We start from the raw sequence: 20680 nt of genomic DNA, 5'->3' as shown, positions 1-20680 counted from the left end.
TATTCGTTCAATTCAAACTTAAAGTCGGTTTTTTGGCTTAATAATTTATCTTTGTACTGATGATTGAATTATACACGGATGGTGCTTCGAGCGGTAATCCAGGACCAGGTGGCTACGGTACGATATTAAGGACAGTTTATACGGGTGATAATGAAGCGTATAAAGGTAAACTGATTGAGAAAGAGTTTTCTGGTGGTTATCGTAAGACCACTAATAATCGCATGGAGCTGATGGCGGTAATAGTTGGTCTAGAAGCTTTAAAAAATCTCAACCAAAAGGTTACAGTCTATTCAGATTCCAAATATGTTATAGATTCCATCGACAAGAAATGGGTATATGGTTGGATTCAAAAAGGATTTGCAGGAAAGAAAAATAAAGATCTTTGGATAAGATTGATGCAGGTATACAAACTACATCAGGTTAAATTAGTATGGGTAAAAGGGCATGCTGGCCATCCTTTAAATGAGCGGTGTGACCAGTTGGCTGTAAAAGCTTCTAAAGATCAATCTTCTTGGAAGATTGATTCAGTATATGAAATGGAAGAAGCTAAAGCTCAGCTATAAAATTTTTAAAGAATATGGTATAAAAAAGGCCAGGAATAATTTCCTGGCCTTTTTATGTGATTACGTATTATTTACGCAACATCCTCTTTAGCGGCTAGATAACGCTCTGCTTCTAAAGCAGCCATACAACCAGTTCCTGCAGCTGTAATTGCTTGGCGGTATACATTATCCTGTACATCTCCACAAGCAAATACACCTGGAATATTCGTTGCCGTCGTATTTGGCTGTGTAATTAAATAACCTGTTTCATCCATATCTAAGATACCGTTGAAAAGTTCTGTATTTGGCTTGTGTCCAATAGCAACAAAAAATCCTGTTACATCCAATACTTTTTCAGATTGATCTTTGTTATTTAAAACACGAACACCTGTTACCACTTGACCGTCACCTAAGATTTCCTTGGTTTCCGAATTGTAATGTACTTCGATATTTGGTGTATTCATCACGCGGTGAACCATTGCTTTAGAAGCTCTAAATTCATCACGACGCACCAACATATGTACTTTAGAACATAATTTTGCTAAATAGGTAGCCTCTTCAGCTGCCGTATCACCAGCACCTACAATCGCTACTTCTTGGTTTTTAAAGAAAAAACCGTCACATACTGCACATGCAGATACACCAAAACCATTATACTTTTGTTCGCTATCAAGTCCTAGCCATTTTGCTGTTGCACCTGTAGCGATGATTACTGTATCTGCAGTAACAGTTTTAATTCCGTCGATTTCAACCTGATGTACCGGACCAGAAAAATCAACTTTAGTTGCATATCCGAAACGGACATCAGTACCAAAACGTTCTGCTTGCATACGTAGATCTTCCATCATGATCGGTCCTGTAATCCCCTTTGGGTATCCAGGAAAGTTATCCACTTCTGTTGTCTGCGTCAACTGACCGCCCGGTACCATCCCTGTATAGATAACAGGTTTCATATCAGCACGGGCTGCATAAATCGCTGCTGTATATCCTGCGGGTCCTGAACCAATTATTAAACACTGTAGGTGTTCTATTTCTTGAGACATAATATTATTTTATAAAATATTGTTTTCTAATTAACGAGTACTATGACCTAACCAAATTTATTTTTTAGACTTGCTAACATATCATTTGTGATCGCTGTTGCTTGGCTTTTATTTTCTTGCTTTTGAAATTCTTTTTTAGCTTGCTTCTTATCTTCAGCCGCGTGAATGGGTTCTGTTGATTTTGCTGCTTTTTTAGCTGAGCGATGACGGTTCCAGATTATTTCTAAACATTTCTTAGTATAAAGTGGGAAGTCGCCATTTTGCATCCACGCATAGTAACTTGGTTCTACATCAAAAACCTCTGTAACCGGACGTCCTTTATGTTTACCAAAATTAATGACTTCTACTCCGTCTTCATTGTACACAATCCGTCCTGCAAAATCCACTGGTTTTGTCATATTAGTAAAATCTGACAATGCTTCGACGTCATTTACAACAGGTACAGATTGTTTACCATGCTTATCTTCATACACAGCACCTTCATACTTGGTTAACTGTGCTTTCAAAACTTCATATGTAGCTCTTACGTCTGCTTCTGCACTGTGTGCATTTTCTAGGCTTTCATTGCAATAGAATTTATAAGCAGCTTTCAAAGTACGTTGTTCCATTTGATGAAAAATATTCTGTACGTCAACAAAAACACGATTTTCCAACGAAAAATCAGCTCCTGAACGTAGGAATTCTTCCATCAGCATAGGGATATCAAATTTATTGGAGTTATAACCCGCTAAATCTGCGTCACCAATAAAATCTGCTACTTCTTGACTAATCGCTTGAAATGTTGGCGCGTCTATAATATCTTCGTCATAGATACCATGGAACATGGATGATTCTGCAGGAATAGGCATAAGCGGGTTAATCCGCTTCGTATATACTTGCTCCTCAGCATTAGGCAACACCTTTAATATTGATATTTCAACAATTCTATCTGCTGAGATATTGATTCCTGTAGTCTCTAAATCAAAGAATGCTAAAGGTTTCTTGAGTTTCAATTCCATTACGAATTTTATTTATTAAATTGTTCCATACATCATTGTATACAACAAAAATACAAAGTATGAATGATTTATTATTTATTGTCAGCCTTTAATTACAATTCAGAGACTAATTCTAGGGTTTTCATTTTTCCAACCACAATTTTAATCATCTTACTATAGTCAAAATACTGAATAGCGATTTCCTTTACTTTTTCAGGAGTCATCGCATTGATTTCATTCATATAATGGTCATAGTAAGTCAAATCCATGTTAGCAAGTAGCACATTTTTAAACTTATCTGCATGTGAAAAAATACTCTCTAAAGAACCTAGCATAGATCCTGAGAGGTAATTTTTCACTAAGTCCAATTCCTCTATAGTCGCTAATTCTGTTCTTAAAATTTCAATTTCTTTTTCGATTTCCGTCAATGTCGCATCGGTTACATCTACACCAACCTCTGTCGCAATAGTCAGAAAACCTCCATATTTTAAAGAACCCACAGCTGAACCGATACTGTAAGTATAGCCTTTTTCTTCTCGAATGTTACGCATGAGCCTTGACCCGAAAAAACCGCCCAGTAACGTATTTACAAATTGCAAAGCGGGATAATCCACATGGTTACGATTTATATTCGGCATACCGATACGTATGGCAGATTGCAATGCCTCTGCTCTTTCGTCATAAATCAATTGTCCTGTATCTGCAGTTAAATTCGGTTCGGTCAATGGTACCTCGTCTGTAGCCAGCCATTGATCACCAAAATATAAGCTAAGCTCTTGAAGCAAAGATTCAGATACATTACCGGAAATAATTAAACGACAATTAGATGGAGTAAATTGCTTATGGTATAAATCGATTAAAGCATCTCTAGAAATCAAATCATATTCTTCTAAAGAGGGCGTTTTTCCATAACGGTTTCCCGAACCGAAAACATGATTATAATAGGTTCTTCTCGCTAAATAATCGTTTTTCTGAAGAGAAACCTGAAGCTTTTGCTTATTGTTTCTGAGATAGGTATCCAGTTCCTTCTGCGGTAAAACTGATTCTGTTAAAATCTCCTTGATCAAAGGTAATAACACATTACTATGTTTATTTAATGTGTACAATGTCAGCGAAGTGATATCAAATCCGTATTCTGGCATTAGAAAAGCCCCATAGAAGTCGACTTTATCCGCAATCTCAGCGCTGTTATAGTTTTTTGTTCCTTCCTTTAACAAAGCGCTTAGGGCACTATTTAGTAGCGGATTTTCATCTTCATTGAAGACATTATTAAAAATCCACTCAATGCGTACCAATTCTTGATCAGGCGAATGAAAGACATAAACAGGAATTCCATTGTTGAAAGCAAGTACTTTTGGGCTTTTTAAATGAATATCACCAATCGGTTTGGCTTCAGGTGCTACTGCTCTATTCAGCATTTGCCACCTCCTTTGATTTATAATACAATATAGATGCGTTTTCTTTTCTAAATATTTCGTTTGCCTGTTGCTGTATATGCTCCGATTGAACGGCCAAATACTTGGCTGTTTCATTGTTTAATTCATTGGCGTCACCAAGTAGCTCATAATATGCGAGATTCATGGCTTTATCCAAGATCGACAATTCGGCAAATACATGTGTAGACTCAATCTTATTCTTCACTTTTTCAAGCTCTTCTGCCGGAACAGGTGTAGATTTTAAGATATCCAGTTCTTTCCAGATGGCTTCCTCTGCTTGTTCCAGACTAATGCCGTCTGATGGTTTTCCCTCAATTAAGAATAAATTGGGGTCGATACTTCCCATCACATAGGCATTGATCTCACTGAATAGTTCCTGTTCTTTAACCAAACGACGGTATAGACGAGAAGATGATCCTCGAGACAGTAGATCTGATACTAAGTCCATTGCATGGTAGTTTTCATCCATACGTGCAGGTGCATGAAAAGATATAAACAAACTATCAAGTGGTACATCAGCCTCTACCACTTCCCTACGCTCTGCTATTTGTTTTGGTTCTTGAGGTAAATTTCTCATGTATTTATTTCCTGCAGGAATATCTGCAAACCATTTTTCTACCAGTGTTTTGATCTCCTCAAACTTAACATCACCTGCAATAACCATAATGGCATTCTGTGGTGTATAATGCTTCTGGAAAAATGCTTTTACATCTTCCATTTTTGCATCTTCAATATGTTTAAGTTCTTTTCCGATAGTTGCCCAGCGATACGGATGTACTTGGTAAGCTAAGGGTCTTAATTTCAACCATACATCACCGTAGGGTTGATTGAGGTAACGCTGCTTAAACTCCTCACATACAACACTTCTTTGTGTTTCCAAACTTTGTTCAGAGAAAGAAAGGCTCAGCATACGGTCTGATTCCAGCCACAATGCCGTTTCTAGATTTGAAGAAGGTAGCGTGATGTAGTAATTGGTGATATCGTTACTGGTAAAAGCATTGTTTTCACCGCCCACACGTTGCAAAGGTGTATCATAGTCGGGAATATTGACTGATCCACCAAACATCAAGTGTTCAAATAAATGTGCAAATCCCGTTTGGTCTGGAGATTCATCCCGCGCACCGACATCATACAGTATATTGACACAGGCCATTGCTGTGTTATTGTCTTCATGAACAAGTACGCGAAGACCATTTTCTAGTTCAAATTTCTGATAAGAAACCATTCAGGTTATTTAAATTAATTTATTGTATCCAATTGATATCTTTTCTCAAAAGAGAAAGTGTTTTGGCTTCTTCCGAGCCTTCTTCTGGTTGAAAATCATAGGCCCAATTTGCCTGTGGCGGTAAACTCATTAAAATGGATTCGATACGTCCATTAGTTTCAAGACCAAATTTCGTTCCTGAATCCCAAACAAGATTAAATTCAACATATCTTCCTCTACGGAGGTATTGCCAGTTTTTATGGTGTTCTGTATAGTCTTTATGGCGATTTTTGTTTACCAGCTCGGTATATGTTGGTGCAAATGTACGTCCAAGGTCACATGAGAACTGAAAAATTTCCTCAAATGACAGACCTGTTTTTTCAGGTGTTAGTTTATCATAGAAAACCCCACCTATACCACGTGTTTCTTCACGATGGCGTACATAGAAGTAGTCATCTGCCCATTTTTTGAAATCTTTGTAAAAATCTTGGTGATGGATATCGCATACGTTTTTCAACTGCTGATGAAAAAATTGTGCATCTTCTTCAATAACATAGTGCGGTGTAAGATCAATGCCTCCGCCGAACCACCGAATTTCATCATTCAATTCGAAATAACGGATGTTCATGTGGATAATAGGAACGAATGGATTGTTTGGATGAATAACAATTGATACACCTGTAGCGAAAAATTCATCTTCATCGACACCAAATGATTTCTTGATCATTTCCGGCAATTTTCCATGCACAGCAGAGAAATTCACCCCACCTTTTTCAATGATATTGCCATGCTGCATAATCCTTGTACGGCCACCGCCGCCGCCATCACGTTCCCAAATTTCTTCTTCAAATTTAGCGGTACCATCAAGCTTTTCAAGTGCTTGACATATCTCGTCCTGAATTGTTTTATAAGTTTCAGCGATTTTTAATCTATCGATCATCTTGAATTAACTTAATTTTTCAGCCAGTTGGCTTATGATTGTTGCAGCAGATTTATGCTGGTATAAGATTTGGTGAACGGCTTCACAGATAGGTAAGGCAATCTGATGCTTACGCATATAATGCTGTATACATGCAGAAGCATAATAACCTTCTGCTACCATATTCATCTCAAGCTGGGCAGACTGTACACTATAGCCTTTTCCGATCATCGCTCCAAAAGTTCTGTTTCTACTGAACTGCGAATATGCTGTTACCAAAAGATCGCCTAAATACGCCGATTTATTAATATCGCGAAGAGGATTTGGATCAATGGTCTCGACATACGTTTCCATCTCGCGGATTGCATTTGAGATTAAAACCGCCTGAAAATTATCGCCATAGCCTAACGAATGACATATTCCTCCCGCCAATGCATAAATATTTTTCAATACAGCACCATACTCAATCCCATACACATCGTCCGAAATGATTGTTTTTATATACCGGCATTCCAGTAAAGATGCCACTAAGTTAGCATTTTCTTCAGATTTGGAACCAAAAGTCAAATAAGATAGTTTCTCCAAAGAAACTTCTTCAGCATGACACGGTCCACCGACAACTAAAATATTCTCCAAAGAGACATCGTATACCTCCTGTAAATAATCGCCAATAATCAGATTTTCATCTGGTACGATACCTTTTATGGCAGAAACAATAATTTTTCCTTCCAGATCTGCTTTTGTCACATCCTTTAAGGCTGCTTTCAAGTAAGCGGCAGGTGTATTCAAAATAATAATATTTGACACCTGAATTACTTCTCTTGCATTTGTTGAAATATGATCTGTATCCAGTTTTACTTCAACAGCACTTAAATAACTTGGATTTTTTTTATGCTTTTTGATATAGTCAACATCTTCTTGTTTACGGACCCACCAATGTATATCCTTTTCAACGACGTTGTCACCCAGCATTTTAATCATTGCTGTAGCCCAACTACCACTACCAATAAGCCCTACTCTATTTTTTTGCATTAAATTTTGTTACTAGACAGTTTGAGCAAATATACTTAATTATATAATAATTAACATTCACCTGAACCCTAACTTGGTATATTATGCCTTAAAATACGTTATTTTTGACGAAATTCCAACAGACTCACCAAGACATGTTATTTGGCGATCATGATTACTTATATAAGTATTCATTTAAATCGTAATGTGATAGCTAAATATTATTAAAAGAATAAATGACCAAATTTTAAAGCATACCCGTATGTACCTATATTTGTATTGAAAGACGGACTACACAAATAGTCATATCACTATAACTACTCGCTAATACCAAAATGGAACACATTAACTTTTCAAAAAACTGGAATAATAAATTGGACTGCGAGGCATTTACCACATTACGGATGCCCAATGAACGGTATAAGACTGGGCAAGTATTTGAGATTACATTAAATGAAGAAAGTAAAGGTTGCGCCACTCTTGTGGCAATCAAATACATCAATCTAGAAGATATCACTGAATACATCGCTCGGCTAGACACCGGCTGCTGTGCCGAAGATTGTAAAAACCTTATACGCGATATTTATCCAAGTGCTGATTTTACACAACAACGACTTGCATATCTTTTATTTGTAAAGTCTAAGGATAACTAAAATACTGTGCATAATATTTAAATTAAGGTCTGCCTTACACTTCAGGGCAATTATAGTTACAGTAGTATTGATTATGATTTACTCTTGAATGTTGCTCAATCCATTCATATAGACTTACATATTAGAGATTTCGCACAAGAAATAATTATTATTGGTCGTAAAGAACCGATATTTATGTTAATATAAGCTGTAATTATAATTGTATAATAAGACAAATATATCTAAGTTTGACAGGAATATTCATTTCTAACAGCGTTTTGGCTTGGGCACGAATAATAAAATATAGAAAATTTTAAGGTAACATATTTATAAGATGAGCAATAATGATATCATGAAAAAGCTTCGAGTAGCTTTAAAATTCACGGACGACGACATTATTAATGTATTAGCGTTAGTCGATTTTAGGGCAACGAAAACGGAATTAAGTGCCATATTTCGTAAAGAAGATCATCCAAATTTCAAACCTTGCGGAGACCAGTTACTTCGGAACTTCTTAAATGGATTAATAATCTATAACCGTGGCCCTCGAACTAAAAATAATGACCAGAAGGCATAATATAATCTTAAAATTATAAATAAAAGCAAAAAAGTGTCGAAAGCATAACCTTCCGACACTTTTTTAGAATAAGATTAACGACTATAATCTCTCTAAACCTACTGTTCCATAAATACGCTCCATCACCACTACACCTTCGGGGCTCGTTACTTCAAAGGCATCATTGTCCACTTTTGACCATCCACCTACTACTTTATCTTTGTTATCGTATAACGTTGCACCATAAATTGTAAGTTTACTTCCACCTTTAAAAGTTAATGTCTTAAGATCGAAAGTACTTACTTTTGAACTATCGCCTTTAACCATCAGCGTTGCTTCCCTTACTACATTTATACCTACTTCTCCTTCAGTAACTGCATATTTTATTTTTACCGAAGCAACTTTTGTAAGATCTACCTTTGATCCAGCTGATTTTTCATTGACTGTACTATCTGTAAATACTAATCTTACAGATGTGATTGCATTTGTGGGAGGAGTCAATTCATCAGCATCATTTTTACTACAAGCTGTAATTCCTATTGCTATTGTTAAGACTAATAATAATTGACCGAGCATCTTTCTTGTTTTCATATTCTTTATATTTATATATTAATTTTATTTAAGACAAAATTACATGCAACTCCCAAGAAGCAATACCAGCATACCGTTATAAAATATCAACTGAAGACCAATTTTCACTTAATTTATGATTCTGTCCAAAAACGTATATAAAAATTTAGTCTTTTAACACTCTTTTTTACTGCAACTATTTAAATAATGGTCAAATAATTGCACTAATAATCAGAACTCTAGGCTAGTATTTCATTATAAAGCAATATTTCAAGAAGTATAGTGTATCATGTACCAATTTTCATACGTTATAAATCAAGGTTTTTAACCTGAGTACAAACAGAACAACCTAACAAAATTCTAGTCCATGGGATACGACAGCTGTTATAAAATATTTAGTCACATAAAACAGTCATTATTTACATATGAAAGAAATCATTCATGAGTTTGGTATAGAAACTGACTGGGTAGAGCCAATGGCAAAAGCTTTAGGTGGATACATTAGCGGTAACCATATGCTAATTCCGGATACCGTCCATACCGGAACCCGCTATGTGCTATCTGTAAATCCAGACATCACGGTTATGTTTGCAGATGTCCTCTACCACCAAGATATTCACTTTAAGCTCCGCAATACAAATTCAGATTTTATTGGCATCTATTTTAATCTCACTGAAGGGGACTCTTCTCACATCACAAATAATGACGCATTGGCAATGGGAAGATGGAATTACAATCTTGCCATTGTTGAGAGCAGTGTAAACCTCGACTACCGTGTTAAAGCTGGAACCAAGACATACAACTTTTGCATTTTCCTCCGTAAAACACTTCTCAAAGAATATTTAATTGGTTCTGGACATATAAAAAAACTGATCAATCGGGTCTTTGATCAGAATCAAAATACGATATTTCACTATAATATCATGAGCAATAATAGTTTACAATATATTAATGAATTTCGAAATAGCAATATTGCCCCGCTAACCTTTGATTTGTTTCTTAGTGCAACGGTCTATAACTTATTGGGAGAATATCTTGATGAACTGATCAAAAAAGACCTTGTTGTCAGTAAACTTAACGACACTGATTTTACTGCTATCATTTCCTCTCAGGAATTTCTGATCAGTAAGCTTAAAGATTCTTTCCCAGGAATCAAAACAATTGCTGAACATGCTTTGATGTCCGAAACAAAATTTAAAAAATTGTATAAAAAGATCACAGGTCTTACTCCTTATGAATTTTACCTTAATAACAAGCTGGAGTTGGCACGTGATCTACTAGTAAGCGGGAACTATAATATTGGAGAAGTCGCCCACGAACTGCAGTTCCCAACCGCATCCAATTTAACACATCTCTTTAAAAATTACTTTGGCGTTTTACCCAAGGACTACTTAACAAAATTATAATGGAGACATCTGCAAAAAATAGTATTCAATTTTCTCATACGGTAACCATGGATACAGACTGGAGGCAAGATTTTATCGAAAAACTTGGAGCAAAATACCTTAATCAACGGCAATTGGTTTTTCCTGAAAATTTAGCTAACGGCGGCTCTTATCTTATGGAGGTCATTCCTGGCTTGACAGTTCTTGTGGTAGACCTCACCTTTCATCAAAGCATATCCTTTACTAAAGTTGCCTCATCCGGTGATTTCTGCATTGCATACTATGATATCAGTGACCAAATCAGCATCCACAAAGTCAATGATACGAAGAATAAAGTTGGTTATCATTCAAAATTAGGAATGGGGCTTGTTGATGCGGGTTTGAGCAGTACTTATATTCCCCCAATTTCAGAACGAATGTATTCTTTTCGGTTACTGATCTCGAAACAGCTTCTTCATAAACATCTGGGCAATATCGTTCCTGAGTCTATAGTTGAAAAGACTTATGCGAAAAAGAATACCATATATTTCTATAGTCACATGGATAGCCGTACCCGGGTGTTACTTCTAAAACTGAAAGATCGTCAATATGAAGACAGTTCCTACGAACTATTTCTCAAAGGAGCCGCCTTACAGGCTTTTGGAAGTCTTATTGAAAGGTTAAGTGAACAGAAATTTGTAGTAGGTAAGCTGTCTGAATTTGATGTACAACAAGTTGTGAATAGTCAAGTTTACCTTATGGAACAGTTGCTTGAAAAATTTCCAGGTACTGAAAAGCTAGCCGAAATAGCCTGTATGTCTGTGACTAAATATACCCGATTATTCAAAAAAATATATAAATGCAATCCGAATAGCTTCTTTCTATCTGAAAAGTTGTTATTAGCAAAAGAAATGGTAAAAAGTGGTCAGTTCAATACCATATATGAAGTCGCTTATGCTCTGGGCTATTCAAAATCTGACTATTTCTCGGCTATTTATAAAAAGAGATATGGTGTACTTCCAAATGAGGATTTTGTTTCGTTGCGTAATTGCAAGGAAGCGACAGAGTAATGTAGTCGATGGTGTGTCGTAGTACTCTCCCCATGATGAATGACTTTTTCGCCAAGAGACTGACTTAAAGAGTCATTCAAATTCTCCTTTAGCATTTCCTTGATATAAAATAATCACAAGAAGAGCATTGGTAGACCATGAATACCGAAAACCAGCCACTAATCCAATAGTAATTATCGAAAATATAGCTTCTATAACGAATATCCATAAATAAACGACAGTTATAGTTTTAAAACCATCGAATATCAGTATTCGCTTGCTTCACCTGCTGTATATAACGAATTTTAGATTTAATAATTAGCAATTGCAACAAAAGCTCTTAGGTCAGGGTAAGGTAATCGCTAATAAAATCTTAAAATTTAATTATGAAAAAGTTAAGTGGAATGAAGAGCTTCTCTTCACTAGAAAACAATAAGTTAGATGAAAAAGCTTTGGAAATGCTACAAGGGGGCCGTCGTTCTATTGGCGCTTCAGTCGTTTATTCGAACTTCCTGAATGCACAAGGTCAACAAGATATTGATACTTATGATCAATATGGGGCATTTGCTGGCAGAATTTGGGATAACTCTTCAGATTGTTCAGAAGCTAATACGTGGTAATAAACTTAGGGATATATTATCTCAATATTCTATTCTAGAAAAAATCAAATAGAATCAAGAAGAGCATCTCTTCTTTGTAAAACAATCAAATATGTATTCTAACTAAGAATTACATATTTGATTGTTTGATGATTTTTTATAAAATAATAAGTATACCAAAATGCGAAGTCTTCATTTACTACTTATATATGATGACCAAAATATTATTGTAAAAAATAATTCTTTTTCAATGCTATTCTATCTAAAATCACATAAACCGTTATCTTAATAACCTCTCCAAAATGCTATGATGTGGCCCAAGTCAAATCTAGTAAGTTTTTAAGTAAATTTTTAGTTTCACACATCAAAATCGGGCTTTTACGCATATAATTCACATTAGATTCAGGGAATACATGTAAAAGACTGGCGTTAAATTTTATTGGAAACTGGCATTTGTCGTCTGAAGTGCTAATTTCTATAAAATGTCCACAATCTAAGTACGAATCTTTGTCAGCAAGATTGGACAAACTAATATTTAAACTGATATTATCCATACTGATTTCTTCTGGGCAACTATCTGTTTTTAAATACAGAACACTACTATTTATATAGCAATAAGATATTCTTTTGGAAATTCTCAATATTATGGAAATCAGAATAAACAAAAATATGCAAATACAAAATAATGTTAATGAGATAGTCTGAATCATCATTTTTATTGATTCAAAAGAAAAAGGAAATTCCATTACCAATGCAATCGATAAATTTATAAAAGCTATGAGGCATAATAAATTTTGATATTTTTTTAATGAGTTAAAATTCTTTGGAGAAAACACTTCTATTACTGAATCTTCCATTTTTATTAATATTATTCTATAATAAATGATAAAAATTAAATTTGAACGCTGATTTTCTTAATCTTACTTCTCATTTTTTGCCAATGATAATGAACGGCGGATATTAACACTAATTTTTTCAAAAAATAGACTTCAATTTATTCGAAGGAGATCAAGTTAATTTTTAAAATAGTTCTTACTAAATTCACTGATAGAAAGAGTATTTACGGATGTGTTTTGTAAAAAATGTTCTACTCTATATGCCCTTAAGCGATCTTTTTTGGTTAATTTCCACATTAATATATCAAAATTTAATTTCGAGAAATCTATTCTTAGTTTTTCTAATTCTAGTCGATGAACTTGCATATCCATCTCTAAAAATTGATCAAAAAGAAGTAGCCTGTTACACAAAAAGTAGACATTATCTTGTTCCAAAAATATATTTCTTTTAAAAGAAGACAGCAAGGAATCTTTAATTCTCACCCAGAAAGATTCTTCCTTAAGAAAAATTAAATTATCCACTTTTTCGACTTCTAGATTCAATCTATTCATTAGATAAGCAACAATATTTTTGGGTGAAATTTGATTTTTATAAAAATTCCTCAAATTATCAATGGATTCCCATCTACTTCTATCCAAAGACAAATCAATTTGATTTATATAAGCATATAAAAATACAACAAAAGCATAATCTATTTTCATCACTGCATTTCATATAAAGTTTACTATTTCCACCAATTCTTACTAAAAAAAGACTCTATTCTTTTCAGATTTGGAGGAGCGCCTACAATCACTAAAAGTTAAAAATCAGCAAGTCAATATAAGTGACTTGCTGATTTTTAATATTATCAAAATTTAGAATCAAAATTTTACATCATAGCTCGCCCGGTGAAGATAATAAACAGCAAATAAAACAAAGCATATTTTTTCATCATTTACGTAAGTAATGAAAAAAATATATGATTTTCCAGTGCTAGCTTGCTATAGATTGTTTCTCAAATATTCTTGAAACTTATCTTGAAACTGCAAACCGCTACCTACTCTGTATTTACTTAACTTGTTATTGAGCGTAAGTCCCCATAGGATGAATTCGGTCAGAAAATAGAAATCTTCAGGCTTCGTCTGTGGCTGATACTGCTGTATCAAACTGCGGATAGGTGTCACTTCGTCCAATGCATGTTCGTAATCTACATCAGTGAGTTCATCGGATAATTCAATACCCTCCGATTCCGAGAACCAGCGGACAATATCATCGTAGGGATAGCGTTCATTTTCCTTTTCAAACTTCTCAATTTTTGGAAATAAAGTAAGAAATATACTTTTAACGGCATTCTCAATCAACTGAATTGCCACAGTACCGGCTCCCTCCTGCTCACCTTCATATACGAGCTCAACCTTACCGGTTATAGCCGGCACAATACCCATAAAATCGCTCAATCTTATTGCTGTGGCCGGAGCTCCATTTTTGAGCATCCGCAGTTCGGCAGTACTTAATAAGTTTTGAAATGCGGTAATACTCATACGCGCACTGACACCACTTTTTTCATCAACATATTCGCTATTGCGGGCTTCAAAACTGATCTGCTCAATCAATTCACGAGCCAGTTCTGGAACATATATTTGTTCTTTTTGTGCCGCTTCCAAGTTAGCTTCCTGAGCAGTAATGGTTTTCGCAATCGCTACTGTTTCGGGGTAATGTGTTAATATCTGTGATCCTATCCGGTCTTTTAGGGGCGTTACGATACTTCCTCTGTTGGTGTAATCTTCCGGATTTGCAGTGAACACAAACTGGACATCCAACGGCAGACGTAATTTAAATCCGCGGATCTGGATGTCTCCTTCTTGCAATATATTAAAAAGTGCTACCTGAATTCTCGCCTGAAGATCGGGCAGTTCATTGATAACAAATATCGAGCGATTTGCCCGTGGAATCATGCCAAAATGAATCACACGATCGTCTGCATAGCTCAGTCTCAGATTTGCGGCTTTGATCGGATCTACATCGCCGATCAAATCTGCGACAGTTACATCCGGAGTAGCCAGTTTCTCTGCAAAACGATCACTTCTATGAAGCCAATCAATCGGTGTATCATCACCCTTTTCCTTTAATAGTTCTACAGCATAACGCGATATTGGGTTATAGGGATCATCATTAATTTCAGAGCCTTGTACCACAGGTATATATTCATCTAATAGATTAACCATAAGTCTGGCTAGACGTGTCTTTGCTTGCCCACGAAGACCTAGGAAATTGATATTATGTTTGGAGAGGATAGCTCTTTCTAGTTCTGGAATAACGGTGTCCTCGTAGCCGTGTACTCCAGTAAATACGGTTTCGCCGTTGCCTATCTTTGTAATCAGATTCTGACGCAATTCTTCTTTTATCGTTTTAGGTTTATAGCCAGAAGCTTTTAGTGCGCCAAATGTTGTTATCTTCGTGTAATCCATATGTTTTTATAATGAAGCGCAAATGCTGCGCAAAATGTATATCTTATTAACGTAATTGTTTATCGTATTCTCTTTCTACGATTTTCTTCGTAATCCTCAAAAATCATTTCTCCGAGATCTCCAAGTCCTGTATAGTAAGCCTTTCCCTGATTTGAAGCCGTAAATTCGTCAACAAATTCCTGCAGATAGGGATCTGAAGTGATCATGAAGGTTGTAATGGGTATTCCCAGCTTTCTGGCTTGTGCGGCCATACTATAGCACTTGCTGGTGATAAAAGGATCTAAACCCATCGGATTTTTATAGTAACTACCATCGGGCAAGTTTAAACAGCTCGGCTTTCCATCAGTAATCATAAATATCTGCTTGTTAGCATGCCGTTTACGTCTGAGGATCTCCATCGCCAACTTCAAGCCTGCGACCGTATTGGTGTGAAATGGTCCTACTTGCAGATAAGGTAGATCTTTTATCGCTATAGGCCAAGCATCATTACCAAAAACGATGATGTCCAGTGAGTCCTTGGGATAACGTGTCAGGATAAGTTCTGATAAAGCCATGGCCACTTTTTTTGCGGGTGTGATCCGGTCTTCACCGTATAGAATCATACTATGGCTAATATCAATCATCAACACGGTACTCATCTGTGATTTAAACTGGGTGTCTTCGACAACGAGATCATTTTCTGATAAGGCGAACTCTCCTATTCCATGATTAATCTGCGCATTTTTAAGGCTCTCCGTCAAGGCTATTTTCTCAAGGCTGTCCCCATACTGATAGTTTCTGAAATCGCCCATATTTTCATCACTCCGCCCTTGGTGATTGGTTTTATGGTTGCCGGACTTTCCTTTTCGCATCTTTCCAAAAATCTGATCTAAAGCATGCTGCCGTAAGGCTTTTTCCAGCTTTGAGGTAATAGAAGAGCTACCATTGCCGCCTAGTTCCAATTTTTCTCTGATGTATCCTTTATTCTTCAGATCTGCAATGAAATCGTCAACGGTATATGCTGAAGTGGTCAGTTTAAACTCTTTGTCCAATTGCCGCAACCAATCAATAGCTTCATTAAAATCACCGGAGGTGTGTGTAATCAGTTCCTTGAAAATATCAAATAATTTGTCAAAAGGCGTTTGAAACGGCTCGTCATATTGCTTAAAGATAAAACCCTTATTTCGTTTCGTACTGTTCATGGATTCATTTTATTAGCATAAATGAAGCTATTCGCATATTGTAATCGGAATAACTTCTCAGGTTGAATTTACGAAATAAAAATCCTTATAAAGAATTCAAGATTCTTTGTGATATGAAGAATAATTTTTGTGGCAAGAGGGTTTTGAACTAGTCCTTTTTGTTGCAAAGATTAGATCACTTCCATCAACAAATACTATCGAATCTATATTGCCTAGAATAAATCATTCTTAACAATCTGATATCATCTCTCAAAATGTTGAATCATAAATGCAAAAATTAGCTTTATCTCGCCTTTAGCAGCTCGGGGAAAATTATGCGATTCGAATATTCGGTAAACGCGATATATTTAATCGCTATTTATATGATTTTTAAATGACGAGGTATTAAAACTGATAGAATTAAAAAAGCGATAAAAAATATCTGGATAATGCGCAGATTTTATTATTTGTATCACATATTGTTCTGGTTTATTTTCAGTTATTAAAAGATTAATATTTGCATGAAGTTTTAGAAATTCATTTAAATTATTTTTGAATCTTTTATTTAACATCATATAAGTTGAATGATCTATTTTTCTATTTTGGCTTAACAAATAATCTAAACAGGATAATTAATAAAATAATTCTTTTTTGAAAAAAGTATTACTTTAATTATCTTCAAAAGATGGTCTGAACAATAATCTATACTATCAACTAGTACAATAGCATCATCAAGTGTTTGATTATTGTTCTTAAATCTACTTGATCTGTAAAATTCTTCTAAATTTTCATGTGGCATCCACTTTAAAAAAATTATATTCATTAATAAAATCACTTCTATACGAGAGTTTGGACAATATAGTAATCATTTCCTGTTCTGAAATTGGGTTCCTAACTACTTGTTCAATATCTTTCATTTTGCCCATTTTAATAACTATATCAATTATTGGATCGTCACGAACCTATTATATTATCACTTTTTAAGCCATTTTAATTTTTTCTGTTGAAGATTCCCATCACCTTCAATTAAAAGCATTCCACTTTTTTCCAATTTTTCTCTTATCGATGTAATATTAGGTTTTAATTCATTTATTTCTAATAGTAAATATGCATCATTTTGATAAACGAAAGGCAAATTCCCATGATTCTCGTGTTCTAAATAATAAATTACTTTACTTATAGGTTTTCTATTCATGCGTCCAAAATCACTTATAGAGCATTGAAAAATTTTAATAAAATCGGCGGACAAATTATTTCTATTATTTACATAAAAACTTGCGATATATAGCTTTATACCCATTTGAAGTTTTTCATCTGGTATTAATGTATGATCTATATAAAGATTGACCTTTTTAAGATCTTCATTATAAATTATTGATGTATCATCTTTATCCATAAGAATATAAACCTTCTTAAACTCTTGATGAAGAGAAATGAATAATGTAACGATAAATAATAAAATTTTCATTTTTGTATAGTATGAGTTATAATTCAATTTTGACTATTGTCTATAGCATGGTTTAATCCCTAATAAGTGAGTAAACAATGTAGATGTTACTATAATTCTGTTCTACGTCATCTAAATTGCTTCAACGACGAAAACTAAGGATAAAAAACTACTTTTTCCTCTTTAGCTTAATTTTTATTAAATTGCTATTCTTCAGTTTTTTTACCAAAATATACGACCAATGTGGACTTTTACAGTGAAAAATAAAATTAAGGCTGCGATGTTGTTTTTCTCTGTCCTTTGTTTGGTGATGTTGACCAATATTCAAGAGCAACACTTGGTCAAAAGAATTAATGAATCGGTAACTTCTTTATATTCGGATCGCTTAGTGGTGGCTGATTATATTCACAAGCTTTCAAATCGCATGGAGAAATTACTTGTCTTACTATCTGCACCTCAATATTCATCTAAAAACGTTAATTTGGAACTAGATAAAATCAAGCAAATCAATACACTTTATGAAAAAACTGTGCTAACAGATAAAGAAAATGTCAATTTTAATACATTTAAAATCTATATTCAACAAATAGCGCAAAATGTTAATGCCACAGATCATGCTAAAGCTATTGAGATCAGCAAACAAGCACGACAAACTTTAGAAACATTGTCTTCGATTCAATTGGAGGAAGGAAAAGTCAAGCTAGATGAAGTAATCAGTATGACGAGCAGAAGTAGATTAATGTCTTACATCGAAATCGTGATCCTAATTGTTATTGCAATATTAATTCAAATTTTGGTGTTTTCCGCTAAAGTTGAGATGGGTGCAAAAGTTCCAAAAGATCATAACTTAAATTAATTGCTTCCTGTACATTTGAGTAATTATGAATTTTGAACAAAAATTTATAATTTTATTATCATAGCCATAATTATGAATTATATTATTTTACTATTTCTGATATTATTCACATCTTTTTCACAGATCTGCTTTGCGAACAAAAGAGAAGATTTCAACATAGATGGTTCTCACCCAGATACGACATATATCTATTTTAATAATAATGGAGAAATTATCACTTCAAAGAAAGATTCATACTCCTATCAAAAAATAGTTCCTTATGGAAACGATTCATTAAATCTATTTAATATCACAAGCTATTATACTGATACAGATTCTTTAAAATCTAATGGTTACAGTGGTAGGCTTAATAATCCATTTGAATTTGGTCTCAAATATATTGGTGAACTTGTTTCTTATTATCCCAATGGCAATTTAGAAAGTTTAGAAAAGTTTAACGAATATTCAGAGCCAATTGATTCTTCATATTATTATTACCCAAATGGTAAGCTAAAGATGATTATTGTTCATGAGGAAATTGGTAAAAAAATATTTTCTGGAACAACAGATACTCAACCTTTTTACTTATTGTATCTCGATTCCATTGGAAATTATCTTCTTAAAAGGGGAAATGGTTTTTTAAGAATTGAGAATGCGAGAGAAGATTATACAGAAGGTGAATTAAAGAATAATGAAAAAGTGGGAAAATGGAAAGGTAGGAATATGGGAACTTTTTATGAAGAACTTTACCAAGATAATCAATTGGTTCAAGGGAAAAGATTTAAAAAAAATGGAGAAGTTATTATATATTCTCAAGAAAATGTAAGAAGTATGGCTACATATCCAAAAGGAATGGATGTATTTATGAAGTCATTATATAAAAATCTAAGCATACCCCAAGACCTCATAAAGGATGTATCAAGTCAATCTATTTCTGTCACCTTTACTATTGATCGTGGCGGTAATACTAATAATTTTCGAATTTCTGAAAAAGTACCTTTAAAAGTACGAGAGCAAATCGTTAGTGCAATAAAACAAATGGGGAATTGGAACCCCGGACGGTTGCAAGGTATGGAAGTAAATATGGATTATACAGTTCCAATCCGAGTTAAATAAATATTGCTTACGACTATCACATTACCTTGTCAATTTTAATCGTTTAAAAGAGAATCGAATCTAAGTAAAAACTAATATTCCTATGAAAATTATTATGTATGTTTGTTTTAACGATAATCATTCAAACCTAAACCAAATATGAACTTTTATTATTCTGCTCTTTTTATTGTCAGCAGCTTAGCGTTTTCCCTATCTTCGTGTGCGCAATCAAAAAACCTATTTAACGGCAAGGACTTAGCTGGCTGGCATATCGATGTTCCAGAAATGGACAAAAATACGACTGTAAAAAGCCCTTTTCTTGTCAGAGATGGGATGCTGGTAAGTATGGGTAATCCAAATGGCCATATTATAACCGATAAGTCGTATAAAAACTATAGTCTGGATGTCGAATACCGTTTTGCAGGAAAATCAGGAAACTGCGGTGTACTGGTGCATGCCTCTACTCCACGCGCGCTTTATGGAATGTTTCCAAAATCTATTGAAGTACAGATGATGCATGAAAATGCGGGAGACTTTTGGTGTATTGTGGAGGACATTAAAGTACCAAATATGGTTGAGCGTCGAGGTGAACCTGCTGAATGGGGCATTACAGAAGATAAAAAACGTCGGATTTTGAATCTTACCGACAATTCTGAGAAACCTCTTGGTGAATGGAACAGTATGAGGATTGAATGCTTAGACCGGAAGATAAAAGTATGGGTAAATGGTGACCTTGTAAATGAAGGTTACGACTGTACCGCAAACAGTGGTCAGATTGCGCTTCAAGCTGAAGGTGCTGAGGTTGAATTCCGTAAGGTTTTACTAACGCCAATAACGCAACTTTCTAAATAAATGATAATGACAACAAAGCATTCATGCAAGTCTAAGCAATCATGCATTTGCAATAGTTAGTTAGTTGCTATAAAAAAATGAAAATCTAGAAAGCCATTCCTAACG

At 34.6% G+C, this 20680-nt stretch carries 21 protein-coding genes; 9 read left to right on the top strand and 12 right to left on the bottom strand.

The genetic code is table 11. The annotated features are described in order from the left end of the window. The first annotated feature begins 59 nt into the window (after nucleotides 1-59). Nucleotides 60-563 carry a ribonuclease HI gene (rnhA, locus tag WH188_RS20150; protein WP_021190302.1) on the top strand — a complete coding sequence of 168 codons (504 nt, stop codon included), beginning with the start codon at nucleotides 60-62 and terminating at the stop codon, nucleotides 561-563. A gap of 71 nt (nucleotides 564-634) precedes the next feature. On the opposite strand, the gene trxB is transcribed toward rnhA, so the two are convergent. From trxB to WH188_RS20120, 6 genes are all read right to left on the bottom strand, one after another. Beyond that, a complete protein-coding gene (trxB, locus tag WH188_RS20145; RefSeq protein ID WP_021190301.1) occupies nucleotides 635-1585 on the bottom strand; it encodes a thioredoxin-disulfide reductase in 951 nt (316 codons plus the stop codon). 47 nt (nucleotides 1586-1632) lie between these two features. Next, nucleotides 1633-2583, bottom strand: a complete 951-nt coding sequence (locus tag WH188_RS20140; protein ID WP_021190300.1) for a 3'-5' exonuclease — start codon at nucleotides 2581-2583, stop codon at nucleotides 1633-1635. Between the two features lie 92 nt (nucleotides 2584-2675). Further along, a complete protein-coding gene (locus WH188_RS20135; RefSeq protein ID WP_168126403.1) occupies nucleotides 2676-3980 on the bottom strand; it encodes a M16 family metallopeptidase in 1305 nt (434 codons plus the stop codon). Further along, the gene (locus WH188_RS20130; RefSeq protein WP_153197844.1) at nucleotides 3970-5223 is read right to left on the bottom strand and encodes a M16 family metallopeptidase; all 1254 of its coding nucleotides are present in this window, start codon (nucleotides 5221-5223) and stop codon (nucleotides 3970-3972) included. Before WH188_RS20130 ends, WH188_RS20135 begins: the two co-directional genes overlap by 11 nt. Before the next feature lie 19 nt (nucleotides 5224-5242). Then, nucleotides 5243-6142: an oxygen-dependent coproporphyrinogen oxidase gene (hemF, locus tag WH188_RS20125; protein ID WP_168126402.1), complete on the bottom strand. Its 900-nt coding sequence runs from the start codon at nucleotides 6140-6142 to the stop codon at nucleotides 5243-5245. Between the two features lie 6 nt (nucleotides 6143-6148). After that, nucleotides 6149-7153 (bottom strand): NAD(P)H-dependent glycerol-3-phosphate dehydrogenase, encoded by a 1005-nt coding sequence (locus WH188_RS20120; protein WP_168126401.1) that lies wholly within the window; start codon nucleotides 7151-7153, stop codon nucleotides 6149-6151. 314 nt (nucleotides 7154-7467) lie between these two features. Between WH188_RS20120 and WH188_RS20115 the strand changes: the two genes are divergently transcribed. Both WH188_RS20115 and WH188_RS20110 read left to right on the top strand, forming a co-directional pair. Next, entirely contained in the window at nucleotides 7468-7785 is a 318-nt protein-coding gene (locus WH188_RS20115) for a hypothetical protein (protein ID WP_156169723.1), read from the top strand. A 331-nt stretch (nucleotides 7786-8116) separates the two neighbouring features. Then, complete coding sequence (locus tag WH188_RS20110; RefSeq protein ID WP_232789260.1) at nucleotides 8117-8341, top strand: DUF1456 family protein; 225 nt, start codon at nucleotides 8117-8119, stop codon at nucleotides 8339-8341. An 81-nt stretch (nucleotides 8342-8422) separates the two neighbouring features. Here WH188_RS20110 and WH188_RS20105 read toward each other — a convergent pair whose 3' ends face one another. After that, nucleotides 8423-8911 (bottom strand): hypothetical protein, encoded by a 489-nt coding sequence (locus tag WH188_RS20105; RefSeq protein ID WP_168126400.1) that lies wholly within the window; start codon nucleotides 8909-8911, stop codon nucleotides 8423-8425. 404 nt (nucleotides 8912-9315) lie between these two features. On the opposite strand from WH188_RS20105, the gene WH188_RS20100 reads away from it, so the two are divergent. The 3 genes from WH188_RS20100 to WH188_RS20090 all read left to right on the top strand — a co-directional run bounded on the left by WH188_RS20100 (nucleotide 9316) and on the right by WH188_RS20090 (nucleotide 11923). Further along, on the top strand, nucleotides 9316-10296 hold the full coding sequence (locus WH188_RS20100; protein ID WP_021190293.1) for a helix-turn-helix transcriptional regulator: 981 nt from the start codon (nucleotides 9316-9318) through the stop codon (nucleotides 10294-10296). Further along, nucleotides 10296-11324: a helix-turn-helix transcriptional regulator gene (locus tag WH188_RS20095; protein ID WP_168126399.1), complete on the top strand. Its 1029-nt coding sequence runs from the start codon at nucleotides 10296-10298 to the stop codon at nucleotides 11322-11324. The genes WH188_RS20100 and WH188_RS20095 overlap by 1 nt, the downstream gene beginning before the upstream one ends. 365 nt (nucleotides 11325-11689) lie before the next feature. Next, nucleotides 11690-11923 (top strand): TIGR04139 family peptide modification target, encoded by a 234-nt coding sequence (locus WH188_RS20090; RefSeq protein ID WP_021189922.1) that lies wholly within the window; start codon nucleotides 11690-11692, stop codon nucleotides 11921-11923. 284 nt (nucleotides 11924-12207) lie between these two features. Here the strand turns inward: WH188_RS20090 and WH188_RS20085 are convergent, their stop codons facing one another. From WH188_RS20085 to WH188_RS20065, 5 genes are all read right to left on the bottom strand, one after another. Then, on the bottom strand, nucleotides 12208-12759 hold the full coding sequence (locus WH188_RS20085) for a hypothetical protein (protein ID WP_168126398.1): 552 nt from the start codon (nucleotides 12757-12759) through the stop codon (nucleotides 12208-12210). Nucleotides 12760-12915: 156 nt separating this feature from the next. Further along, on the bottom strand, nucleotides 12916-13440 hold the full coding sequence (locus tag WH188_RS20080; RefSeq protein ID WP_132767736.1) for a hypothetical protein: 525 nt from the start codon (nucleotides 13438-13440) through the stop codon (nucleotides 12916-12918). A 279-nt stretch (nucleotides 13441-13719) separates the two neighbouring features. After that, nucleotides 13720-15186, bottom strand: a complete 1467-nt coding sequence (locus WH188_RS20075; RefSeq protein ID WP_168126397.1) for a sigma 54-interacting transcriptional regulator — start codon at nucleotides 15184-15186, stop codon at nucleotides 13720-13722. Between the two features lie 59 nt (nucleotides 15187-15245). Continuing rightward, nucleotides 15246-16367 (bottom strand): vWA domain-containing protein, encoded by a 1122-nt coding sequence (locus tag WH188_RS20070; protein ID WP_168126396.1) that lies wholly within the window; start codon nucleotides 16365-16367, stop codon nucleotides 15246-15248. Nucleotides 16368-17319: 952 nt separating this feature from the next. Further along, on the bottom strand, nucleotides 17320-17814 hold the full coding sequence (locus WH188_RS20065; protein ID WP_168126395.1) for a hypothetical protein: 495 nt from the start codon (nucleotides 17812-17814) through the stop codon (nucleotides 17320-17322). A 220-nt stretch (nucleotides 17815-18034) separates the two neighbouring features. Here WH188_RS20065 and WH188_RS20060 point away from each other — a divergent pair, with 220 nt between their 5' ends. The 3 genes from WH188_RS20060 (at nucleotide 18035) to WH188_RS20050 (ending at nucleotide 20575) form a co-directional block, all read left to right on the top strand. Continuing rightward, nucleotides 18035-18649, top strand: a complete 615-nt coding sequence (locus WH188_RS20060) for an MCP four helix bundle domain-containing protein (RefSeq protein ID WP_168126394.1) — start codon at nucleotides 18035-18037, stop codon at nucleotides 18647-18649. A gap of 72 nt (nucleotides 18650-18721) precedes the next feature. Then, nucleotides 18722-19744: a hypothetical protein gene (locus tag WH188_RS20055; RefSeq protein ID WP_168126393.1), complete on the top strand. Its 1023-nt coding sequence runs from the start codon at nucleotides 18722-18724 to the stop codon at nucleotides 19742-19744. 138 nt (nucleotides 19745-19882) lie between these two features. Then, the gene (locus tag WH188_RS20050; protein WP_168126392.1) at nucleotides 19883-20575 is read left to right on the top strand and encodes a 3-keto-disaccharide hydrolase; all 693 of its coding nucleotides are present in this window, start codon (nucleotides 19883-19885) and stop codon (nucleotides 20573-20575) included. Nucleotides 20576-20680: the final 105 nt, after the last annotated feature.

The sequence above is a fragment of the Sphingobacterium sp. MYb388 genome, assembly GCF_037479535.1.
GTDB lineage: Bacteria > Bacteroidota > Bacteroidia > Sphingobacteriales > Sphingobacteriaceae > Sphingobacterium > Sphingobacterium anhuiense.
Note: the sequence above shows the minus strand (reverse complement) of the source record. Positions and strands in the feature narration are given on the sequence as shown.

Coding starts and splice junctions, on each gene's coding strand:
- WH188_RS20120 (WP_168126401.1), bottom strand. CDS start 7,153: ATGCAAAAAAATAGAGTAGGGCTTATTGGTAGTGGTAGTTGGGCTACA.
- WH188_RS20070 (WP_168126396.1), bottom strand. CDS start 16,367: ATGAACAGTACGAAACGAAATAAGGGTTTTATCTTTAAGCAATATGAC.
- WH188_RS20105 (WP_168126400.1), bottom strand. CDS start 8,911: ATGAAAACAAGAAAGATGCTCGGTCAATTATTATTAGTCTTAACAATA.
- WH188_RS20140 (WP_021190300.1), bottom strand. CDS start 2,583: ATGGAATTGAAACTCAAGAAACCTTTAGCATTCTTTGATTTAGAGACT.
- WH188_RS20080 (WP_132767736.1), bottom strand. CDS start 13,440: ATGAAAATAGATTATGCTTTTGTTGTATTTTTATATGCTTATATAAAT.
- WH188_RS20135 (WP_168126403.1), bottom strand. CDS start 3,980: ATGCTGAATAGAGCAGTAGCACCTGAAGCCAAACCGATTGGTGATATT.
- rnhA (WP_021190302.1), top strand. CDS start 60: ATGATTGAATTATACACGGATGGTGCTTCGAGCGGTAATCCAGGACCA.
- WH188_RS20090 (WP_021189922.1), top strand. CDS start 11,690: ATGAAAAAGTTAAGTGGAATGAAGAGCTTCTCTTCACTAGAAAACAAT.
- WH188_RS20115 (WP_156169723.1), top strand. CDS start 7,468: ATGGAACACATTAACTTTTCAAAAAACTGGAATAATAAATTGGACTGC.
- WH188_RS20050 (WP_168126392.1), top strand. CDS start 19,883: ATGAACTTTTATTATTCTGCTCTTTTTATTGTCAGCAGCTTAGCGTTT.
- WH188_RS20095 (WP_168126399.1), top strand. CDS start 10,296: ATGGAGACATCTGCAAAAAATAGTATTCAATTTTCTCATACGGTAACC.
- WH188_RS20085 (WP_168126398.1), bottom strand. CDS start 12,759: ATGGAAGATTCAGTAATAGAAGTGTTTTCTCCAAAGAATTTTAACTCA.
- WH188_RS20130 (WP_153197844.1), bottom strand. CDS start 5,223: ATGGTTTCTTATCAGAAATTTGAACTAGAAAATGGTCTTCGCGTACTT.
- WH188_RS20100 (WP_021190293.1), top strand. CDS start 9,316: ATGAAAGAAATCATTCATGAGTTTGGTATAGAAACTGACTGGGTAGAG.
- WH188_RS20055 (WP_168126393.1), top strand. CDS start 18,722: ATGAATTATATTATTTTACTATTTCTGATATTATTCACATCTTTTTCA.
- WH188_RS20065 (WP_168126395.1), bottom strand. CDS start 17,814: ATGAAAATTTTATTATTTATCGTTACATTATTCATTTCTCTTCATCAA.
- WH188_RS20110 (WP_232789260.1), top strand. CDS start 8,117: ATGAAAAAGCTTCGAGTAGCTTTAAAATTCACGGACGACGACATTATT.
- WH188_RS20060 (WP_168126394.1), top strand. CDS start 18,035: ATGTGGACTTTTACAGTGAAAAATAAAATTAAGGCTGCGATGTTGTTT.
- WH188_RS20075 (WP_168126397.1), bottom strand. CDS start 15,186: ATGGATTACACGAAGATAACAACATTTGGCGCACTAAAAGCTTCTGGC.
- trxB (WP_021190301.1), bottom strand. CDS start 1,585: ATGTCTCAAGAAATAGAACACCTACAGTGTTTAATAATTGGTTCAGGA.
- hemF (WP_168126402.1), bottom strand. CDS start 6,142: ATGATCGATAGATTAAAAATCGCTGAAACTTATAAAACAATTCAGGAC.